17 protein-coding genes are annotated in these 21,174 nt (G+C 63.4%); 5 read left to right on the forward strand and 12 right to left on the reverse strand.

What is annotated here, in order from left to right:
• Nucleotides 1–573: 573 nt before the first annotated feature.
• The 6 genes from BM394_RS02300 to BM394_RS02325 form a co-directional block, all read right to left on the reverse strand.
• Entirely contained in the window at nt 574–1,761 is a 1,188-nt protein-coding gene (locus tag BM394_RS02300) for an acyl-CoA dehydrogenase family protein (protein WP_092973200.1), read from the reverse strand.
• A 462-nt stretch (nt 1,762–2,223) separates the two neighbouring features.
• Nucleotides 2,224–2,646, reverse strand: coding sequence for an SgcJ/EcaC family oxidoreductase (locus BM394_RS02305; protein ID WP_092973203.1), 423 nt, complete (start codon nt 2,644–2,646; stop codon nt 2,224–2,226).
• 167 nt (nt 2,647–2,813) lie between these two features.
• Nucleotides 2,814–3,650 carry an O-methyltransferase gene (locus BM394_RS02310; protein ID WP_217643295.1) on the reverse strand — a complete coding sequence of 279 codons (837 nt, stop codon included), beginning with the start codon at nt 3,648–3,650 and terminating at the stop codon, nt 2,814–2,816.
• A 33-nt stretch (nt 3,651–3,683) separates the two neighbouring features.
• Complete coding sequence (gene hppD, locus BM394_RS02315; RefSeq protein ID WP_092973205.1) at nt 3,684–4,772, reverse strand: 4-hydroxyphenylpyruvate dioxygenase; 1,089 nt, start codon at nt 4,770–4,772, stop codon at nt 3,684–3,686.
• Nucleotides 4,773–4,800: 28 nt separating this feature from the next.
• Entirely contained in the window at nt 4,801–5,010 is a 210-nt protein-coding gene (locus tag BM394_RS02320; RefSeq protein ID WP_092973206.1) for an MbtH family protein, read from the reverse strand.
• Nucleotides 5,007–6,773 (reverse strand): non-ribosomal peptide synthetase, encoded by a 1,767-nt coding sequence (locus tag BM394_RS02325; protein WP_092973208.1) that lies wholly within the window; start codon nt 6,771–6,773, stop codon nt 5,007–5,009. The genes BM394_RS02320 and BM394_RS02325 overlap by 4 nt, the downstream gene beginning before the upstream one ends.
• A 293-nt stretch (nt 6,774–7,066) precedes the next feature.
• On the opposite strand from BM394_RS02325, the gene BM394_RS02330 reads away from it, so the two are divergent.
• From BM394_RS02330 to BM394_RS02340, 3 genes are read left to right on the forward strand one after another with little or no spacing between them, the layout of a single operon-like run.
• On the forward strand, nt 7,067–8,296 hold the full coding sequence (locus BM394_RS02330; protein WP_092973210.1) for a cytochrome P450 family protein: 1,230 nt from the start codon (nt 7,067–7,069) through the stop codon (nt 8,294–8,296).
• Nucleotides 8,293–9,309, forward strand: a complete 1,017-nt coding sequence (locus BM394_RS02335) for an alcohol dehydrogenase catalytic domain-containing protein (protein WP_092973212.1) — start codon at nt 8,293–8,295, stop codon at nt 9,307–9,309. The genes BM394_RS02330 and BM394_RS02335 overlap by 4 nt, the downstream gene beginning before the upstream one ends.
• Before the next feature lie 13 nt (nt 9,310–9,322).
• Entirely contained in the window at nt 9,323–10,663 is a 1,341-nt protein-coding gene (locus tag BM394_RS02340; RefSeq protein WP_092973214.1) for an extracellular solute-binding protein, read from the forward strand.
• 80 nt (nt 10,664–10,743) lie between these two features.
• Here BM394_RS02340 and BM394_RS02345 read toward each other — a convergent pair whose 3' ends face one another.
• On the reverse strand, nt 10,744–12,084 hold the full coding sequence (locus tag BM394_RS02345) for a condensation domain-containing protein (RefSeq protein ID WP_092973216.1): 1,341 nt from the start codon (nt 12,082–12,084) through the stop codon (nt 10,744–10,746).
• 190 nt (nt 12,085–12,274) lie between these two features.
• Between BM394_RS02345 and BM394_RS02350 the strand changes: the two genes are divergently transcribed.
• Nucleotides 12,275–13,513, forward strand: a complete 1,239-nt coding sequence (locus BM394_RS02350) for an acyl-CoA dehydrogenase family protein (protein ID WP_092973218.1) — start codon at nt 12,275–12,277, stop codon at nt 13,511–13,513.
• Nucleotides 13,514–13,525: 12 nt separating this feature from the next.
• Nucleotides 13,526–14,920 (forward strand): FAD-binding oxidoreductase, encoded by a 1,395-nt coding sequence (locus BM394_RS02355; RefSeq protein WP_092973220.1) that lies wholly within the window; start codon nt 13,526–13,528, stop codon nt 14,918–14,920.
• A 131-nt stretch (nt 14,921–15,051) separates the two neighbouring features.
• Here the strand turns inward: BM394_RS02355 and BM394_RS02360 are convergent, their stop codons facing one another.
• The 5 genes from BM394_RS02360 to BM394_RS02375 form a co-directional block, all read right to left on the reverse strand.
• Nucleotides 15,052–15,414: a YciI family protein gene (locus BM394_RS02360; RefSeq protein ID WP_092973222.1), complete on the reverse strand. Its 363-nt coding sequence runs from the start codon at nt 15,412–15,414 to the stop codon at nt 15,052–15,054.
• A gap of 333 nt (nt 15,415–15,747) precedes the next feature.
• Nucleotides 15,748–15,963 carry a hypothetical protein gene (locus BM394_RS22255; RefSeq protein WP_139235117.1) on the reverse strand — a complete coding sequence of 72 codons (216 nt, stop codon included), beginning with the start codon at nt 15,961–15,963 and terminating at the stop codon, nt 15,748–15,750.
• A gap of 132 nt (nt 15,964–16,095) precedes the next feature.
• On the reverse strand, nt 16,096–17,661 hold the full coding sequence (locus BM394_RS02365) for an MFS transporter (protein ID WP_092973224.1): 1,566 nt from the start codon (nt 17,659–17,661) through the stop codon (nt 16,096–16,098).
• Nucleotides 17,662–18,494: 833 nt separating this feature from the next.
• Entirely contained in the window at nt 18,495–19,268 is a 774-nt protein-coding gene (locus BM394_RS02370) for an SDR family oxidoreductase (protein WP_092973226.1), read from the reverse strand.
• Nucleotides 19,269–19,301: 33 nt separating this feature from the next.
• Nucleotides 19,302–20,879 (reverse strand): 4-hydroxyphenylacetate 3-hydroxylase family protein, encoded by a 1,578-nt coding sequence (locus tag BM394_RS02375; RefSeq protein ID WP_217643297.1) that lies wholly within the window; start codon nt 20,877–20,879, stop codon nt 19,302–19,304.
• Between the last annotated feature and the right edge of the window lie 295 nt (nt 20,880–21,174).

A 21,174-nucleotide genomic window follows, 5' to 3' on the forward strand; every position in this document is an offset into this window, starting at 1 on the left:
CAAGGACAACGTTGCGCGCGCTGGATCCCGAACACCCTGGATTCGCCGCGCGTGGCCGAATCTGCCCGAGCGCCGGCGGCTACTGCGCGGCATTCGCAAGCGACCGAGCACGGCCCGACTCAGAATAACGGTCATCAGAGCTTTCCGGCGTTACTCGCAAACAAGACGCAGCCTGCCGGCCATCCACCCTCGGGGGCATCGTCGAGCCCGTTCCAATCGGGATCGACGATGCCTCTCCGGGATTAACTCCAATTCCCCTTTCAAGCGAATCATCATTATACTGATGCGCGCGAACCACGATGGATTCCACACACATTCCACATGATCAAATTTTCGGGATCGCCCTGGGAATGCGACTGACTCAGAATCCGTCGTCGGACGACACCACGCTGCCACTGCCGCAACAACCCGTAAGCGGCCTCCGAGGACCGAGGCGCTCGGGTAAGTCGCGCCGGTGCGCCCCTGCCCGTGCGGCGGCGGGTATCACGCGCTACGCGCGCTGTTGGTCGTTCGGCCGCGATGCCCGCTCTGCGCTTCGTACCGGTGCGCGGCGGGCATTCGTCCGCGACCGGACTAGATATAGTCGGTGTTGGGTTCCAGACCACACAGAATCCGACCGTAGAGCTCGTAGTTGGTGTTCGGGTGCAGGATCGCGTGAAGGTTGATCGTCTGCACGTCGCGCGCGATGCGCTGGATGGGCACGTCCCGATAAATCGACGACCCTCCGCTGGCCATGTTCAGGGTGTCCACCGCCTCCTTGGCGCGTTGGCACGCAGCGCCGAGATCCAGTCGCATCCGAGCACGCTCCTGTAGCGACCACTGCTCCCCGCGGGAGCTCTTTTCATCCAGTAGGTCAGCGGTCCGTCCGACGTGGAACACCGCCTCGTCGGTCTTCACCGAGGCCTCGGCGACCTGGAGGTGAGTCAACGGCGCCTCCTGCTGACTCTCGTAGCTTGTGTAAGTGATCTTCCGCCCGGGCAACCGTTCGAAGAACGCATCGTTGGCCGCCTTCGCCAGTCCCGCCACCGGGGCGCTGATGGTCGCGCAGGCCGTGGGCATGAACGCAGCACCGTAGATCGGCGACCGCGCGTTCACTTGCGACTCGTGCTGTCCCTGGAGCACGGGAACCAACGAGAGCACGCGTTCCTGCGGAACGAACAGATCCTCGGCTACGGTGGTGACACTGGCCGAACCGCGCAAACCGGTCGTGTACCAGTCATCGACAATCTTCAGGTCCTTGAGCGGTACGGCGATCATGACCGGTTCGTGACTGCCATCAGGATGGGCCAGCACAGCCGCGTTGGTGTTCCACGTAGCCTGCGGAGCGCCCGAGTTGAATGCCCACTTGCCGTTCACCACGACACCGCCGTCAGTCGGCACCGCCATGGCGGTCGGGCTCAGGATTCCGGTCACCCGAACGTCTTCCGTGGCGAAGACCTCGTCCTGCACCTCGTCCGGAAACAGGCCCATCATCCAGGTACTGATTGCCCAGACCGCAGCGGTCCAAGCCGCTGCCCCGTCGCCACGCCCCAGCTCGGCGATCACGTCGACCACGGTCCGCATATCCGACTCGTAGCCACCATAACGTGCGGGACTTCGCATCTTCATAATACCGGCGTCGGCCATCGCCTCGATCGTCTCGTCGTGCAACCGCCGGTGCTCATCCCCCCATTGTGCGTGTTTACGCAGCAGTGGAACGAGGTCACTCGCACGGCGAAGCAGCTCGGCGCGCGATGGGCGTGTCTCAGTAGTGTTCAACATTGCCTCCAGGCAACATGCGCAACAGCGCTGATGGGTCGAATCAGTACCGGTCCGGTAGCGATCGCCGGGCGGTTGACGAAGCGGGGCGTTGCCACAACCGTGTCACTCCGTGCGGAACCTGGACGTCTTCCCGAGTGCGCCGCGCCTCCCCCGCTTTCTCAGGTCGCCCATGTGCCATTCGTCCCCTTGCTCACGAGTAAGCTGGAGACGTCCGACCCGATCCAGGTTGACGGCGCGGCCACGACGGGTGCCACTCCATGCCGCCGACCGAAGTCGGCGACCGGGTGGGCACAGCGATCCACGTCGTGCCCACCAACAGCGTTCGCTGGATGGTAGCCGCAGTTCGGACAGAGCCCGTCCACCTCCGTTCCTCCCGATGATCTCCCGGACCGGTTTTCGCCGCGGTGAACAGGCACGGGGCGAAGGCCAGCAGGGCCCACCCCTATCTCCACTGGGAAGAGTTCAGGCCGACTGCTCCGCAGGAGCGTTGTGGTACGCCGCCAGCTGCCAGTCCGACTTACCACGGCGCACCACGACCCAGGTGGCCTTAATTCGCCGCGATACGTCGGGTTCCGTCTCTCCTGGCATCAGCACACCGCCCTCGGTCACAACGATCGTCAAATCGTCACCGATAACGCGGACGTCCACTGGAGTACCGGTCACTCGGGTACCCCGGTACGGTCCCGCGTATCCCTTGCTCATGAACTCCGCGATCGCTTCCCGGCCCTTCACATAGACACCGGGCAGAATCATGGTCGCGTCCTCGGTGAAAACCGAGGCGAAAGCGGAGGCGTCGTTGTTTGCCCATGCCTCCGTGATCCTGGCGATCGCCTGGACAGCCGGGGGGCCGTCGGTTGCCGTGTTCTGCTGCTCGGTCGTACTCATAGCGATCCTTTCTCTCTTCCTTCATTCAAGCCCCGGCAGAGGGTTCTGCTGTGATGCGCAGCGGAGTTACCGTCGCAGAACTGGCCCGGGCGGGAAACGAATTCTCAACCAGTGTTTCAACGGTCGGCCCACTCTCCGAGCAAGAGAATTCGAGGTATTTCCCGAACTCAGCTCGCTCCGCGGATGTCGTCGGCCAAACTGGTGGCCGCTTCGCGGAAGGCGCCACCAAGACGGGGGACCTGGCCAGCCTCGGAGTACTGTGGGGACTTGACCTCGGCGGTCTTGCGGATCACCGTCAGACTGTTCTGCCGCAACTTCTGACTCTCCAACAGGCTCAGGAGCTCGAACTCACCGGCGCGCAATCGCTGCGAGTCCGCCAGGTACTCCAGGATGGCCTCCCCCTCTGGATAGGTCATCAGATAATGCATGACGACCAAACCGCCGTTCGGGTTGATCAGATCCCAGAAATTCTCGAAGAAGTACAGACACTCCCAGGCATCGACCCACGCGAAGTCGATGGGCGCGAAACCGTCGGGGAGTACTTCCCGGCAGTCCCGCAGCTGCCCGTTGACCACGGTGACTTGCTCGGAGAGTCCCAGTTCATCGAGCACCTCGGTTACCTCACCGGCCGAGGATCCCCCATCGGACAGGTCGTCGACCGCTACGAACCGGACATTTCGACGCTCGTTGTAGAAGCCGGGGACCAGCAGCGCTGGCGGAGTATCGATCCATTCCTCGTCGAGGTCACGGCCCTCCCGCAGATACGACTCCGTCTTGTCCACCAGGGCCGCTCGCTCGGCCTCGACCTGCTCCTCAACCTCGGCCAGTGCCTTGGCGAGGAACGGCGTGGTATACCCCATCCCGACTTCGAGAACCCGAGTGGGCCGCACCATGTGGATCAGGTTGGACAACAGCGGCGCCACGACCTCGGTGCCCATTCCGGGAACCCACAACCGCTGGACGGCCGCACCGAATGACTGCTTGGACGTCTCGTCGTCGAACACTTCCCTCTCCCTCGTACCGGCAAAGCCCAAGCGTCACGCGGCGGAGTCTCCCGGTTCCCGCGTGCGTTCAACAGCCTCATACAACGCTTTGATGTTGCCGCTACCGAATCCCCTGGCCCCGAGTCGTTCGATGATCTCCAGGAAAATCGTGTTCCGCGGGTGCACCGACTTCGTGAAGATCTGGAACAGCTGCCCGTCGTGGTCATTGTCGACAAGGATGTTGCGGGCACGTAGTTCGTCTACCGTGTACCGGGCAAGGTCCACTCGCTCCGGCAGGGCAGAATAGTAGGCATCCGGTGTGGACAAGAACTCAACATCGCGCTCACGGATTATGTCCACCGCTCGCACGATATTGTTTGTGTTGAAAGCAATGTGTTGCACACCTGGTCCGCCGTGATTGGTCAGGAACTCATCGATGTGTCCGGACACTCCGGTCGCGACCGGCTCTATCAACGTCAGCGTCACCTTGCCGGAACGGCTTTGCACCACCTTGGTGATCATCGCCTGCTCACCCACCTCCACGTGCTCGGTGAAGATCAGGTCGAAGTCCAGGACGTCCCGATAGAATGCCACGGTGTCGTCAAGATCGCCGGGGTGCACGCACACAGCGAAATGGTCGATTTCATTTATCCCGCTGTCCGGACCGTATGCGAAACCGGAAGTGGCCCAGAGCCCCGTTTGAGGGGGATCTCCCATGTCGGCTCGCCGCTCTACGAAGGTGTGCGTCACATCACCAAAAGCACCGATGGTTGCGGTCATCACACCGTCCCGCTCAACCGGCTCGGCCACCGGGGTCGCACCGCGCCGCACCGCCTCCCTGAAGGCAGTCGTGGTGTCCGCCACTCGTAACGCGATATCCGCGACCCCATCGCCGTGCCGGGCGAGATAACCAACAGCAGAATGCTCGTCCACCAACGGCTGTGTGAGTAGCAGCCGGATCCGGTTCAAACCAAGGCCGATCGAGTGCGCAGTGGCTCCGGTGGCGGGAGTGTCCTCCTTCGCGTACACCGTGAAGCCGTACCCGGAGGAGAACCCCTCCACAGACTTCACGAGATCGTCGACGTAGAACTCGACGTGGTCGACATGCAAATCGTCGAAGGCATGCTTACCAGATACGGACATTGCGCTTCTCCTCCTTATCGGGTGATACTCAGCCCTTCAGCTCGACCACGAGTCGCCGCGGCCGCAAATCGCCCCAGTTCGCATTCACGTACTCGAGGCACTCAGCGCGGCCGGAAGGACCATGCACTACCGACCATCCAGCAGGAACGTCGACGAACTCCGGCCACAACGAGTGCTGTCCCTCCGCGTTGACCAGCACGGAGTACGAGCCGTTCTCGAGATCAAAAGGATTGGTCATCCAGCTTTCCCTTCTGTCGCCGCGCGTTTCTCCAAGTGCGCGTCGAGTTCACCGATGGTGGGTGCGTCAAAGAACTCGGTGATCGTCAAATCGACGCCGAGAGCTGCCCGGACACGACTGATCAGTCGCATTCCCTGCAGCGATTGCCCACCGAGGTCGAAGAAGCTGTCGTTGATACCGACCTGTTCGATGCCGAGCACGGTGGCGAACAGCGAGCAGAGCAGTTCCTGTCGCTCGGTCGACGGTCTCCCACCCCCGGAGCCGCCCTTGAAATCGGGTTTCGGCAATGATTCTCGGTCCAGCTTTCCGTTGGGTGTCAACGGAAGCGCGTCCACTACCAGGAATGTGTTCGGTACCATATAGTCGGGCAATGCCTGCGCGGCGTAAGCGCGCAACGCTTCCACATCGAACTCGTCAGTCTCCGGCACGACGTAACCGACCAGCAGGTTATCGCCCGTAGCAGTAGCCGTCGTCACCACTGCGACGTGTGCCAGACCGGGATGACTCGCCAACACTGCCTCGATCTCGCCCAGCTCAGCCCGGAAACCGTTTATCTTCACCTGGTCATTGACTCGACCAACGAAGTCGACCCGACCATCCGACGTAGCTCGCACCAGATCGCCGGTGCGATACATCCGCTCGCCCGACTTACCGAAGGGATTGGCGACGAACCGTTCCGCGGTCAGGTCGGGGCGGCCGTAATAGCCGCGGGCCAGCCCCCTGCCGGCGACGTAGAGCTCGCCGATCTCTCCGATGTCGACCGGGCGTAGTCGTTCGTCCAATATGTAGGTCCGAACCCCGTCCATCTCGCGTCCGACCGGAATGGCTCTGTCCTCGACGTGGGGGGCGGTCATAGGTTCGTGCGTGGAGAAAAGGGTCAGTTCGGTAGCTCCGTACATGCAGCGCACCACGATGTCCGGATTAGCCCGTAGCACGCGGCGCACCGCTCCGGGTGCGATCACGTCGCCGCCGGTGAGCACCTCGCGCACGCCGCCAAGGACCTCCGGAGCCTCCTCGGCGATCACCCTGAACAGGCCGGCTGTCAGATGCACACCGGTAACCTCGTTTTCCGAGATCAGTAGCTGTAGCGTGGCCACGTCGGGGTCTCCGGGCGGCGCCACGACGATCCGTCCACCGCGCAACAACGGCACCCAGAACTCATAGGTGGACACATTGAACGCGTAGGGCGCAACCATCAGCACACGCTCGTGTCCCCCTCCGTCCCAGATCCGGTCCGATGCGAGGCCGAGCGCGTCGGAGTGGGCAACGGCGACGCCCTTGGGGTGCCCCGTCGAACCGGACGTGTGAATCACGTAAGCAAGCTGGAGCGGGTGGGCAGGCACCGCGGGGTCGGTGACAGGCTGCGCGGCAAGCTCGGCGTCGGTATCGACGAGGACCAGATCGTCGGTCTCCGGTAGGCCGCGATCGGTCGTGGCCGTGTCAGCCAGCAACACAGGCCGGTCGGCATCGTTGATGATCCACTGCATCCGCTCCAACGGATAAGCACTGTGCAACGGCAGGTAACAGGCTCCGGCCTTGAGCACACCGAGCAGCGCGACCACCAACTCGATGGAACGATCCATCAGCACCGCGACAGGTGCTTCCTGACGCACACCCAGCGCCAGCAACCGGTGCGCGAGCTGGTTGGCTCGTTTGTCGAGCTCCCTGTAAGTCAACGTCCGATCACCGAAAGACACCGCCACCCTGTCCGGCGTTCGCTCCACCTGCTCGGCAAAGGTGCCCTGAATGGAATCGGAAACCATCACGCACTCCTAATCCGTACATTCATTCACACAGGTGCCTGACCAACATTCATCTTCACACCGATAAGAGCAGGATCACGTCTTCGAATTTGCGGGCTTACAGCGCAATCGCGGAGATGCTGTCCGCGCGGCCCGTGGGCAGATTTTCCGGTGGGAGATTCCACATCCACCGTCACCGGTTTTCCGGGAGGCCCCATGAAACTTCCGTCGAGTACAGAACTGTTCGGACGGGTCGTGCGCGAGCTCGATCACACCCCCCGGTACACCTGATCGCGATTGTCGAGGACTCTGCCATGAAAAGTCGCTGCCCCGTCGCGCTCGACACGTCCGGCTCGGATATCCATGCTGAGGGCGCAAGCATCCGCGAAAACGGACCAGTGTCCCAGGTGGAGCTCCCTGGCGGGGTACTTGCCTGGTCGGTGGCCGGCCAGCGGGCCGCCCACCAGGTGCTCTCCGACCGGAGGTTCTCCAAGGATCCACGAAAACACTGGGTCGACTACCTGAACGGCAAGGTCGACGAGAATTTCCCACTTATCGGGTGGGTCCTGATGGATAACCTGACCACGTCCTACGGCAATGATCACAGTCGACTGCGCAAGCCGTGCGCCAACGCGTTCACACCGCGGCGGGTGGAGGCACTGCGACCCGCGGTGGAACGCACCGCTACCGGGTTGCTCGACGAGCTAGCCGCACTTCCCCCCACCGAACCGGTCGACCTCAAAGCCAGGTACTCCCACCCGCTGCCGTCCCAGGTGATCTGCGACCTTTTCGGAGTGCCCGAACAGGACCGTATGGAGATGCTCCGCGGGGGCGAGATCAATGTGGACACCAGTATCTCGGCCGAGGAGGCGGCAGCCAACGTCGAACGCTGGCACCAGCAGATGCTCGAGTTCGTCGAGAGCAAACGACAGTTCCCAGGAGCGGACCTCACCAGCGATCTGGTGGCCGCTCAGGAAGAGGACAGCTCCCGGCTGACCGATTCGGAGATGGTCGGCACGTTGCACATCATGCTAGCCACCGGGACCGAGCCGGTGAAAAACTTGATCAGCAACGCCGTGTTCGCCTTGCTGACCCACCCGGAACAGCTCGAGCTGGTCGGTAACGACCGAGCGACCTGGGAGGACGTCATCCAGGAAACGCTGCGAGTGCAGGCGCCGGTGGCTCATCTGCCGTTCCGGTTCGCCGTCGAGGACGTCGAGATCGACGGCGTCGAGATAAAACGGGGCGACCCACTGCTAGTAAACTTCGCCGCCATCGGCCGAGACCCCGAAGTCCACGGCGAGACGGCCGACAGGTTCGACATCACCAGAACGAACAAAGACCACCTCTCCTTCGGTCAGGGCATCTACCGCTGCATCGGGCAGCCACTCGCCCTTCAGGAAGCGGAGATCGCGCTACGCGCGCTATTCGAGCGCTTTCCGCATCTCACGCTCGCGGTACCGCCGGAGGAGATCAATGCGCAGGGCACGTTCATCATGAACGGCTTGGACACACTTCCCGTGCTACTCAAGGAGGATGCATGAAGGCCGCAGTGGTCGCCGAGGCCGGATCCCCGTGGGAGATCCGTGAGGTCCCCACCCCGGAACCGGGCCCCGGTGAGGTGTTGATCAGGGTCCACGCGAGCGGCGTGTGTCACAACGACGTCTGGCTGACCAACGGCGTCCTTCCCTTCCCGTCGATCAATCCGACGATCGCCGGACACGAAGCGGCCGGCGAGGTGGTCGCGGTCGGCGCGGGCGTCACGTCCCGCGTCGTCGGTGACCGGGTCGGCACCACCTGGGTGCAGGGCGGTTGCGGCAGATGCGACTACTGCACGCTGAACCTACCGGTCACCGGGCAGACCGCGATGCACTGCGCTGCTCCGACTCTGACCGGAATGACGGCGCAGGGCGGGCATGCCGAGTACATCGCGGTGCGGGCCAGCAGTACTGTGCCACTTCCGAAGGAAGTGGCCTACGAGCACGCCGCCCCCGTACTGTGCGCCGGTTACACCGCACTCAGCGCGCTGCGGGCGAGCGATCCCCGTCCGGGCGATCGCGTCGCGGTGCTCGGTCTCGGTGGACTCGGGCATTTGGCGGTGCAATTCGCAGCCGCGTTCGGGCACGAGGTGGTCGCGATCACCCAGTCCCCGGACAAGTACGACTCGGCCCGGCGGCTCGGCGCGTCGGTCGTCGTGACGAACGGCGAGGAGCTGCGCGACTCCGGCGGCGCCGATATCATCCTTGTAACCGGCACGTCCTACGCTGCGGGCGCGGATGCGATGCTGGGCCTGCGGGTCAACGGCCGGATCACGCTGGCCTCGATCGATCCATTCGCCCCGTTCACCATCGACCCCAGTGCGCAGTTCTTCGCGCAGGGGCACCGAGTGACCGGAGCCAGTCACGATGGCATGAATCACCTTACCGAAGCGCTGGCCCTCGTAGCGGCAGGCGAAGTGACCCCTTCCATCGAGCTCTTCGACTCCACTCGGATCGCCGACGCCATCGACAGGGTCGACAAGGGCGACGTCCGGTTCCGCGCGGTCATCACCTATTGAGGACGGCTCTCTCATGAAATGGAATACCGATCAGACCGTCATCACGATGTGGATGCCCCATTACCCGGTCATGCCGTGGTTCATGGGCAGGGTGTCGGAGGTCGCGAAAGCCTTCAACGAGGCACATCCCGAATATCGGGTCCAAATAGAGGGATTCGACTGGAACGACCTACCCGAGGCCGTACACCGAGCGACGTCGGAGGGAAATCCGCCCACCATCGCGCAGTACTTCTACACGTCGGCTCAGGAGGCACACGATGCCAGGACTGCCGACGGCACACCGCTGTTCACCTCGGTCGAGCGGGCGATCGACGGCCGCACCGAGATCCTCGGCGAACCGGTCGTACTGGACGACCTGCTGCCAGCTTCCCGAGGTTACTACCTCTACGACGGCGCGACAGCAGCGATGCCACCGCTCACCTCGACGACCCTGTTGTACGCCAATACGACCATGCTCAGGGCCGCCGGCATCACCGAGGTTCCGAGGACTTGGGACGAGATCGACAGGGCCTGCAAAGCGGTCGTCGATATGCCCGGCGGACCTTCACACGCGATCACCTGGCCCAATCACGGTTGGCTGTTCCAGCAGTCAGTAGCCCAGCAGGGCGGCCTGCTCGCTGATCACGACAACGGGCGGTCTGGGCGGGCGGAAACCGTCCACCTGGACTCGGACGAGATGATGGCATACGTCCAGTGGTGGCAACGGCTGTATCGGGAGGGTCACTACCTCTACCTGTACAACGGAACAGAGGTGGACTGGGACAGCAACTTCCAGGCGTTCGCCGACCAACGAGTGGCGTTCGTGCTTACCACCTCGGTCGAGGCCACACGTATGGTGGAGGCGGGTGAACACGGTGGTTTCGACGTCAAGGCATGCAGGATGCCGCACAACGGTGAGGTCCCCTACTCCGGCAACGTCATCGGCGGCGACGCGCTGTGGCTCGCGAACGGCCTCGATGAGTCGACTCGGGACGGCGCCCTGGCGTTCATCCAGTTCCTGAACAACCCGGCCAACGCAGCGAAACGGCATCGGGAGACAAACTTCGTTCCGGTCACCAAGGGCGCCATCGAGTTGCTGAACGACCAAGGCTGGTTCGCCGAGAACCCGCATCACTGGACGGCCGTCGACCAGCTCAGTGCCAATGATGGCACACCAGCAGGCAAGGGCGCTCTGCTCGGCGACTTCGCCGCGATCCAAAAAGCGATGACCAAGGCTATGCACGACGTCCTGGCCGGCGGCGCCGACGCGAACACGCGGTTCCGGCAGGCCACCGGCGAGGCGCAGCGGCTGCTCGACAACTACAACGAGTATTGCCTCGGACAACGGTCACGCGGACCGATCCTGGTCGGCTGACCGGGAGCGGGAAACGAGTGAGCCCCCGGACTCCGCCTCGTGCGGAGTCCGGGGGCTCCTCGACTACGCCGCTCCTGACTTCACCGGTTCAGCGGCGCCTCCGGGTCAGTGACACTCAGGCGCAGCACCGTGAGGTACTCGGACACCATGGCAGCGATCGTGCTCTCGTGGAACAGGTTGCTGTTGAACTGGACGGCCGCCACCACATCTCCCTCTGGATCGAAGTTGAGCGTCCACAGAGCACCGTTCGGCACCTCACTACCGACCGGCTGAGAACGCAGTCGTCGGCGCACTTCGGTGTACACAAGGTCTCCGATCGGTTCACCGTCGAGCAGGAAGGGGAACGGGAAAGCCTGGAACACACAGGCGGCCCGGTCGTCCTCCGCCGCCGGATCCATCAGGTTCGGGGCCTCGTCGAGGATCAGACCGGTCGGCACATGGTCGTGCGAGTAAGCATCCATACAGCTCCGTCTGACCCGGTCGACCAGTTCCCCGAAGTCACGGCAGCCGTCCAGGTCGATCCGCACCGGCAAAAGGTTCAAGAACAACCCGACGGTTTCCTGGAACTCCTCCTCGGAACGTCCCGGAGTGAAGGTGGGCACGACCACATCGTTCGTGTCCGAGATCCGTTGTACGAGGCGCGTGAAACCGGCCAACAGCACCATGAACGGCGTACAGCGCTTGAGCCTCGCGATCTCCAAGACGGCCGTGACCACCTCGGTATCGATCAGGAATCGGTACACTGCGGTGGATTCGGGGATCCCTGCCGACTTCGGGTAGTCCGTCGGCAGGGAGAAGATCCGCCCACCCCGCAGAGCGTCCCGCCAATACTCCCGGGACGACTCCACAGCGGGCTCGGTTACGCTGGCACGTTGCCGGACGGCGTACTCCCGGTACGGCCGCGCGGGAGGCAGCTCACCTACGTCCAATCCACGCCGGACGGCATACCGATGCGCGAAATCCCGAATCACCAGTCGGACCGACCACCCGTCGGCGGCGATGTGGTGCACGATCAGCACAAGGATGTGGTCGTCGTCGTCGAACCGACCGAGCAGCCCCCTGATCGGCGGAAGCTCTCCCGCGCTGATGGTGCCGGACTCCACCTCGGTAATCAGTTCGGTCGCGGCCTCGTCCCGGTCGGCAGGAGTCACGTACGACAGATCACGGGTCTCTAGGGTTACCGGCTGAGGTGGCAGCACCCGCTGGTGACCCGACCCCCCGTACCGAACGATTTCCGTGCGCAGTGCCTCATGCCGGGTCACCACGTCGTCCAGCGCCGCGCGCATCGTATCCACTGCGACCTCACCTCGTAGCCGCCAACCATGCACGACGTGGTGGTGCGGGCCGAACGGACCCGCCTCGTCTCCCTGGTCGAACTCACACATGAATTGCTGGTTGAAAGACAGCGGAATCTGGTCCACTAGGAGCTCCCTCCGGATTCAATTCACGAAAAAGGTAACAGCACCGTGTCGCTACCAGGTCTTTCACATTGCCCGATTCGGGATACCAGAACTACCTGTCGAATCACTCAGCAAGGCGGGAGACGCCCATCCGGAGCGCCATCGGGAAACTTACCCGCGGAGCCAGTCGAGACAAGGGAGCCGCTCAGCGATGACCGTCGCCAACAATATTTCGGACCACGAATTTCCGCTCCCGCCGGAACCGAATCTCACACCCGCCGAAGTGATTGCCAGGGCAGAGGCGATCGCCCCTTCTCTTGTCGAGCGGCAGCGTGAGACCGAGCAGCGCACGTTCTACGCACCTGACACGCACCTGGAGTTCACAAACGCCGGTTTCTACAAAATCCTGGTTCCACGGCGCTACGGCGGTTATGAGTTCGGTATCGACACATTCCTGCGCGTGACCATGGCCCTCGCCAGAGGATGTCCCTCGACCGGCTGGATGTTCTGCCTAGGTGGGACACATGCCCTCCAGGTCGCGACACTGTTCGATGAGCCGGCACAGGCCGAGCTCTTCAGCGGAGGCGATTTCATCTGCCCCGCGACCATCGCGCCGAGCGGCACAGCCGAGCGTGCCGAGAACGGAGACTGGATCCTCAACGGTACTTTCGCCTACTGCTCAGGAGCACCTTACGCCACGCATTTCCTCGGACACACTCCGGTTTCGCTGAACGACGGGGAAGCTCCGGAGCCCATGTTGTTCGTCGCGCCGAGCAGCGAATGGCAGCGCTTGGACGACTGGGGGAACCAGCTCGGCCTGAAGGGCAGTGGTTCGCACAGCATCAAATTCGACAACGGCCGCATCGCCGATCACTTCACCCTGCCCGCTACGCACATGAGCGAAGTCGACGTCACCAGGACGCCGGGCCGCGTGCTGCACGGAAACCCCGAGTACGGCGGCGGCCCGCTGAGCTTCATGCTGCTCGAAATCTCCGCCCTCGCGGTCGGGATGGCGAAGGGCGCACTGGACGCCTACGAGGAGCTGATGCGGACCAGGACCACCCTGTTCCCCCCTCGCGTCACCAGAGCGGAGAACTCGGATTACCAGTGGTGGTACGGCCAGGCAGCCGGTATGATCGCAACGGCCGAGGCTGCCGTGCTCAACGCCATCCGGCAGTGGAGCGACATCTGCGCCCTGGGCGTGGCCGAGTTCACCCGCGAGCAGGATCTGCGCCTCGCCATGATCTGTCGGGAAGCGATCCAGCTATCCTGGCATGCTGTCGAGGCGCACTTGTTCCCCACGGCAGGATCCAGTTCCGTACGCCAGGGCGAGCGGATCGAACGCACCTGGCGCGATATGTCCACTATGCACAGCCATTCGGGTATCGGTGTTCTGCTGGCCTCGGTGGCCACCCGTGAGCTCGCTCAGGCACGGTTCGGCATCAACTGAGGGGAAGAACTGATGACCACGAGGAACGAACCGCACACCGACATCGCCCTGCCCGGCGACGACGCCTTCGAGACGGCCACGCGGGTGTTCAACCTGGCCGCTCCTGCCCGCCCGACAGCCGCAATCACCACACACGACGCCGATCAGGTCCGGGCCGCGCTGCGGTATGCCACAAGGGCAGGACTTAACGCGCGGATCCAGACCACTGGGCATGCCAGTGCTAGTGCTCGCCCCATGAACGGCTCGGTACTGATTCGCACCGAACAGGTCGAGCCAGTGGAGGTCGATGTGGAACGCCGCGTCGCACGTGTCCCCGCAGGAACCCGATGGGGGACCGTTGTTGAGGCGGCCTCCCCGCACGGGCTGGCCGCCCCACACGGATCGTCACCGGATGTTGGCGTGATCGGGTACTTGCTGCGCGGTGGCGTGAGTTTCTACGGTAGGCGGGTCGGCCTCGCTGCCAACAGTGTCCGCGCCATCGAGATGGTGACGGCGGACGGTAAGTCGCGCCGGGTATCCGCGTCGGCCGATCCAGAGCTGTTCTGGGCACTACGCGGCGGTGGTGGAGGGTTCGGCGTGGTGACTGCTGTGGAAGTCGGACTGTTCCCCGCTGCCAAAGTAATCACCGGGATCGCGTTCTGGCCTGTCGAACACGCCGAGCGGCTGATGCGAAGTTGGCTTGCCTGGACTACGACGGCTCCCGAGACGGCAACCACGTCCCTGCGGGTAATGAACCTGCCGAGCATCCCGGCGATCCCTCCGGAGCTGCGCGCCGGCCCGGTGATCTGCGTCGACGGAGCGGTGCTCGCGGAGACCGAAGAGGACTTGCCGACAGCTCGACATCACGCCGCCGACCTGCTTGAACCGATGCGTTCGGTGGCCGAACCACTGCTGGACACGTGGTCACCGGCCCTTCCTTCCGCGGTAACCGAGACTCACATGGATCCGTCCGAACCGGCGACGGTGCACGGGGATCATATGCTGCTGTCCGGCCTTGATGACAGCGGAGCCGAGGCGTTCCTCGGAGTCACCGCTGAACCCTCCGGATCTCCACTGGTCAGTGCCGAGCTCCGACAGCTCGGTGGGGCACTGGCCCGATCTGATCCGGCGGGCGGCGCACTGGATCACTTCGACGCTGACTTCGCCTACATCGGCGCCGGACTACAGACGGCGGACGTGACAGCGGAAAAGATCACCAGCCGCCTTGAGAACGTGCGCACCGCTCTGCGGCCGTGGAACACCGGACGGACCGCACCGACGTTCGTGGAGAGCTTCCGACAACCCCAAGGAGTTCTCGAACCGGACACGGTACGTGCGGTCGACCGGGTACGGGCCAGGGTGGATCCGACCGGGCTGCTCGCAGGCGACATCGCCCGGAACGCCACCGCGAGACGAGATGGCCCGTGACACCCTCGAAATCCGATCGGACCGGACAGTCAAGCCGTCCGAGCACCGGATGCGAAGAGCATCACGGGCATCCAGCGGAAGGACCCGCCCGGTCAAGCGGCGGGTCCCGAGAACACTCCCGTACAGGCGAGCTACTCCGCTCCGGCCTCGAACATCACAGGACGTACCTCGATCCCGGTGTATTTTGCGTCCGGAATCTGCGCGGCCAGTTCGAGCGCCCGGTCCTTGCCCGTCACGTCCACGACGTAGTAGCCGCACATGAACTCGGCCTCCCCCGGTAGGTACGAGCCGTCAGTCGAGAGCGGCGCACCGTTACGCACCCTTACCGTCGTACTGGACGACGGTCCGCCCATCGCCTTGGTCGCGACGAACTCGCCCGAGTCCTTGGCCAGCTTGATGAACTCCTCCTGGCCCTGGATGACCGCGTTCTGGTCCTCCTCCGACAACGAAGCCCAGATCGTCGGGTTCATGTGCAACTGCAGTACGAATTTCATGTTCCACTCCAATGAGTTACGTGACGCCCAGTCGGCGCTTTAACGCACCGGCCGGAAAACACCGCCCGACCTCGACACTTTCGACCGATCGACGACACGGGGTACCGAGTATCCTCGTGACCCACCGACCTTCGATCGTCGGCAGCGCATAACCGACGAAGCCGGACGGAGCAATTCGAAGAAATCGCCGTTCCACTGCATGGCGAAATCATCATAAGATCAAAATCATGAACACCGAGCTGCACACTTGTCAACATCCTAAAACCGACTTCGGTTTGCAGGTGCGTCAGTAGTGTTGGGCCGGAATCCACTGAAGACTTGGCTGGGTTTGTACTATCCGAATTCCTCCGGGATGCGATCGTTGATGTCGTTGCCGCGGCGCGTGATGATGGCGGACAGGTACGCACGCTCGACCACATCGTAAAGTACGCGTGATGTGTCGTCCCTTTCACTCGCTGCCGCACAATGCTGCTTTTCAGCAAGAAGGAAAAGCGTTCCGTCCTCGCTGGCCAGCAGGTAAGCGACACATCCGGCACGCAAGACCGCCATCCAGCACCGGAATCCAAATGCCCCATGCGATACGCCGGACACCGAAGACAGCCACTTTTCCCACACCGAACGACCATCTTCCCGAACCTCTTCTTTCCGCCGACACAGTGTTACCGCGGAGACACCTCGGAGTCAGTCGACCTGCACTCGCTCCTCTTTCTCGTTGTCCTCACCATCTGACTGGGTACCGGTCGGAGGAACGTCGCGCAGCAGACGGACGATCAGCACGGCAACGACAGCGAGGATCGCGGCACTGATCGCGGCGACCAGGTGCAGTCCGCTGACGAACGCCTCCCGCGCCGGCGCGAGCAGTGCCCGGGCCTGATCCGCGGGCAAGTCCTTGGCCGCGACCACGGCGTCGGCGAGGCTCTCCCGCGCGGCATCGGCGGCCTCGGCCGGAACACCGTTCGGCGGGGTGAACAGGTTGTTGTACACAGCCGCACCGATGCTGCCCAGCGCGGCAAGCCCGAACGCGAAACCGAACTGGCCACTGGTCTCGTTCAGCGCCCCGGCGGAGCCGGCCTTCTCCGGCGGAGCGGAGGCCATGATCAGGTGGATGCTCAACGTCACGAGCGGCCCAGCCCCGAGGAAGATCAGCGCGAATCCGGTCACGAGGGTGGTCGGACCGGACGTCGTGTCGGTCTGGGTAAGCACGATCAGACCGGAGACCGAGATTGCCAATCCGGCACCGATCACGTATGCGGGTCGGAACCGGCGGGCAAGGATCGGCGACACGATGAACGACACCGTGTTTGCCACGATGGCGGGCATCATCCACAGCCCTGCCGCGAACGGCGAGAGCCCCTCGACCAGCTGCAGGTCCCGGGTAATGAACAGCATGATGGCGCCCATCAGCAACGTACCGAACATCTGGCCCCCCAGGGCCGTACTGAACGGTCGGCTGGCGAACAGCCGCAGGTCGAGCAGCGGGTGTTCCAGCCGCTGTTGCCTACCGACGAAGAGGACGGCGAAGGCCAGCCCGATCACGATCCCCGCGACCGGCAGCACCTGCCAGCCGTTCTTGGCCAGCTCCTTGAGCCCGTAGATGACAGGCAGTATGGCGGCGAGCGACAGCGCCACGCTGGTCAGGTCCAGCTTCCCGGCGTCCGAAGCTCGGTACTCGGGCAGCAGGAACGGACCGGCCACGAGCAGCAGCACCATCGCGGGGACACCGAGCAGGAAGACCGATCCCCACCAGAACTGCGTCAGCATCGCGCCACCGATCACCGGGCCGATCACGGCGCCCGCCGAGAAACACGTTCCCCAGAGCCCGATCGCCAGCCCCATCTGCTTGGGATCCCGGAAGAGGGTGCGAATCAGCGAGATGGTGGAAGGCGTCAGGATCGCACCGGCCACACCGAGTACGGCGCGGGATGCGATCAGCATCGCCGGGCTGGTCGAGTACGCGGCCACCACGGAAGCGGCGCCGAACGCCGCGGCGCCGATCAACAGCAGTTTCTTCCGACCGATCCGGTCGCCGAGCGTTCCCATGGTGATCAGGAAGCCGGCGAGCAGGAACCCGTAGATGTCGGTGATCCACAGCTGCTCGACGCTGCTCGCGCCCAGGTCAGCCGTCAGTTGGGGAAGCGCGAGGAGGAGAACGTACACGTCGATGGAGACCAGCAGTGTCGGCAGAGCGAGCACCGCGAGCGCGATCCATTCCCTCCACCCGGCTTTCACCGGGATCGTGTCGTTCATGACAGGTCCTTCCAGTACTTCGCAGGGTGCCGGTTGGCCCGCCCGCACACGGGACGAGCCAGTTGTCATGGGGAGGTCGAAGCAGACGAGCGATTCTTGACATCCGGCGCGAAACGGAGCGAGAGGCGATCGCGCCACGTGGGCGCCCCCTCGACGAGTGCCGCACCGTTCCGCGTTCGATTCATCCCGGTTCTCCTCGGCTCATGGTCTGTCGTTCCCGTATGCGGTCGGAGCGGACCGGCTGATCTTGCGCCCTTCCCGCGCCCGTGTTCGCGTTCTCCCGCGGGAAGCCCGCGGGAGGTGTGTCGTCTCCCCGCCCTCGGTGATCCCAGGTAGTGCTGTCACCTCGGGAGGTGACGAAGAACTGAACAGGGCTCCCCGTTCAGGGGATACTCGTGATGAGATACGCCGCCCGCGGACATCGGGATCGGCGACCAGGACGCGACAGGCCGAGGACCACGACCCGAGGACACTGCCAATTACCGGCGTTCGGTTCTACTTGTTCCGTCCGGCCTGCAGCTAGTGTGATCCGCTGAAACCAAGCAGCCCCTGATCAAGGGAACCTTCACCTGTGATCAATGGGAGTACGTCGCGAGTCGCGATCTGAACACTGCTCGCGACTTTGAAGTGGCGGAAATCGACCCCACCGAAAACCTCGCATAAGACCAGTAATCTCTGCGGTGGGTGTCGTCACGGAATCGACCCCGACCTATCAAGGCCGGGGTCGATTCCGTGACGCCGAGAAATCCGAGGGGCCGCCCTGCCGATGCGAGGTCCGGCCATCGTTTCCTTCGGCCCACTGGCTCCTCCGGGCTTTCTTGGCTGAGCGGAGATCAGCGGTGGAACTCGCCGCCGTTGACGTCGAGGCACTGCCCGGTGATCGCGCTCGCTAGGTCCGAGAGAAGGAAAAGCACCGCGTTGGCGACCTCATCGGGGGAGGGCAGCCGGAGCAGATCGAGGTTGGTCGCGGTTTCGTCATAGATGTGCTGTACGGTCGTGCCGCGCTGTTCTGCCATCGACGCGAACCCGGCCTTGAGCGCGTCACCCCAGATGTAACCAGGTGCCACCGTGTTCACCCGCACACCCTGCGGACCGAGCTCCGCCGAGAGAGTCCGGGCCAACGAAAGCAGACCCTCCTTGGTCATCTTGTAGACGCCGAACGGCGATCTCGAATGCCTGATCACCGCCGAATTGATCATCGTTATAGCACCCGAGTGCTCGGCCAGCGTCGGGGCGAACAACCGACTCAGCCGTAGTGCGGCGAACACGTTGGTTTCGAATCCGGAGTGGATGTCCTCGATGTCCACTTCGGTCAACGGCTGTAGCGGTGGGACGGCGAAGGCGTTGTTCACCAGCGCGTCCACGCGACCGAACTCTTCCAACGTGGTCCGTTTTAGCGTCTTCGCCGACACCTCGTCCGTGATGTCGGTCGGCACCACCAGCGCTCGACGACCGACCGCCTCGACTTCGCGCGCGACCTCGGCCAGACGGGTCTCGGTACGGGCCGCCAGCACTACGTCGGCCCCGGAAGCGGCGCTGCGCAGCGCCAGGGACCTCCCCAGACCGGGACCTACCCCGGAGACCACGACAACTTTGTTCTCCAGCACAGTGCACTCCTTTACTTCTGGCGGCTCGGGCACTCAATCCACGAACGGTTTGGTCCGACGCAACTCTTCGAACGACGAGAGATCCGGGACGGTCCAGCCGTTCAGGTCGTACTCGCCCATACATTCGTCCACAAATGCCTTGTAGTTTTCCGTTTCGCCGCTGGCCATCTGGTCAAACAACAGTTCCAAGCGAGTGTTCTCGTGGTTTCCCGCATAGTTGCGCTCATACAGCTCGTGCCGCCCCCCGAACTCGGTTCCAACCGCGTCCCACAACAGCTTCATCAACTTCGTCCGTTCCACAGCTTCGACACCGTCCGAACCGCGCAGGTACTTGTCCAGGTACGGCCGAACATCGGAATTGGCGAAATCGTCCGTGCTGGAGTTGACGTAGATCAACCCGCTCGCCACGTCCTGCAGGATGATCTCGCGAATACGCGGATAACCCAGCTGCATGAACCACCGGTAGGCGAGCCCGTACTGGGAGTTCGGCAGCAGAGCACCGTTCTTCCACTCCACCGGATTGCGCGCGGCGGCGTCGGACAGTGCCCAGAACAGGTTGCGCCAGGCCAAAACCTCGCCGACCCGGGACTGCACACCGCGGAAGTCCTTGGTACCGCCGGTCTCCAACGCCTTGAGTAGCAGACCGGCGAGGAACTCGAGCTTCACCGCGAGCCGAGTGCAACCGTGGAAGGTGAACCGTTCGATGAAACCGGACTGCCCTGCGAATAATCGAACCTTGCCGATGTCGCCGTAGACGAACACGTTCTCCCACGGGATGAGAACCTTGTCCAGCACGAGAATCGTGTCGTTCTCGTCCAACCGGGACGAGAGCGGGTAGTCGAACGGACTTCCCATAACGGCGGACATGGTCGTGTAGGACGGCCGACAGATCAGCTTCATCCCAGGGGCGTCCATTGGCACCGCAGCTACCAGGGCGAACTCTTTCTTCTTGATTGGCAGTCCGTAATGGGCGATGAAGTTGTGATGAGTGAGCGCCGACCCCGTAGCGACCATCTTGGCACCGCTGACGATCAGCCCGGCGTCGGTCTCCTTCTCCACATGTATGAATACGTCCTCCACCTCGTCCGGCGGACGGTTACGATCGACCGGCGGATGCACGATGGCATGATTCCAGTACAGGACCTTCTCCTGAGCCTCGGCATACCAGCGTCGCGCGTTGTCCGAGAACGGCTCGTAGAAATCGGCGTTCGCGCCGAGTGTTCCCAGGAAAGACGCTTTGTAGTCCGGGCTTCGCCCCATCCAGCCGTAGCTCAGCCGGGACCACGCCGCGATCGCCTGCTGGTCACCGACCATGTCATCAACACTGTGCGGTGTAGTGAAGAACCGGTGCGTGTACCCACCGCTACCGGTGTCGGTCGTGGAGGTCAGCACGTCACGGGTCTCGGGGTCGTGCAGAGCATCGTAGAGCCGTGCGGTCATACGGACCGGGTTGGAGAACGCAGGGTGCGACGTGACGTCCTTGACCCGGTCACCGTACAGGTACACCTCACGACCGTCGCGGAGACTTTCGATGTATTCCGCACCTGTGAACGGTCGCGTCCTCATCTCCTGGTGCCCTGTGCTCGTGCCGGGATACCGCTGATCGGCCATCAGGTCTTCTCCTACTTCCGTTGACTCAGACACTCAGGAGGAGCGTCGTCGGAGCCGACGACGTGGACGAGTACCTCACTACACGCTCCAATTCGATTCGCGGTGGTCGTGCATCATCACGAGAATCCTCGTCCGCTCGACCTCGATGCCGCATCTCTCGAATTGCGGAGTTGAGCCCCCGGGGAAGAAAGGCAGGAACCGGACACTCCAGGAACGTTCTACGGCGCCGGGAAACGGCGAACACTTTCTGAACCGCTACCGTGCTGACGAAGACCGTGAACGTGGAGCTTCAGGA

Origin of the sequence: Actinopolyspora lacussalsi subsp. righensis (genome assembly GCF_900116555.1) — a bacterium.
Lineage (GTDB): Bacteria > Actinomycetota > Actinomycetes > Mycobacteriales > Pseudonocardiaceae > Actinopolyspora > Actinopolyspora lacussalsi.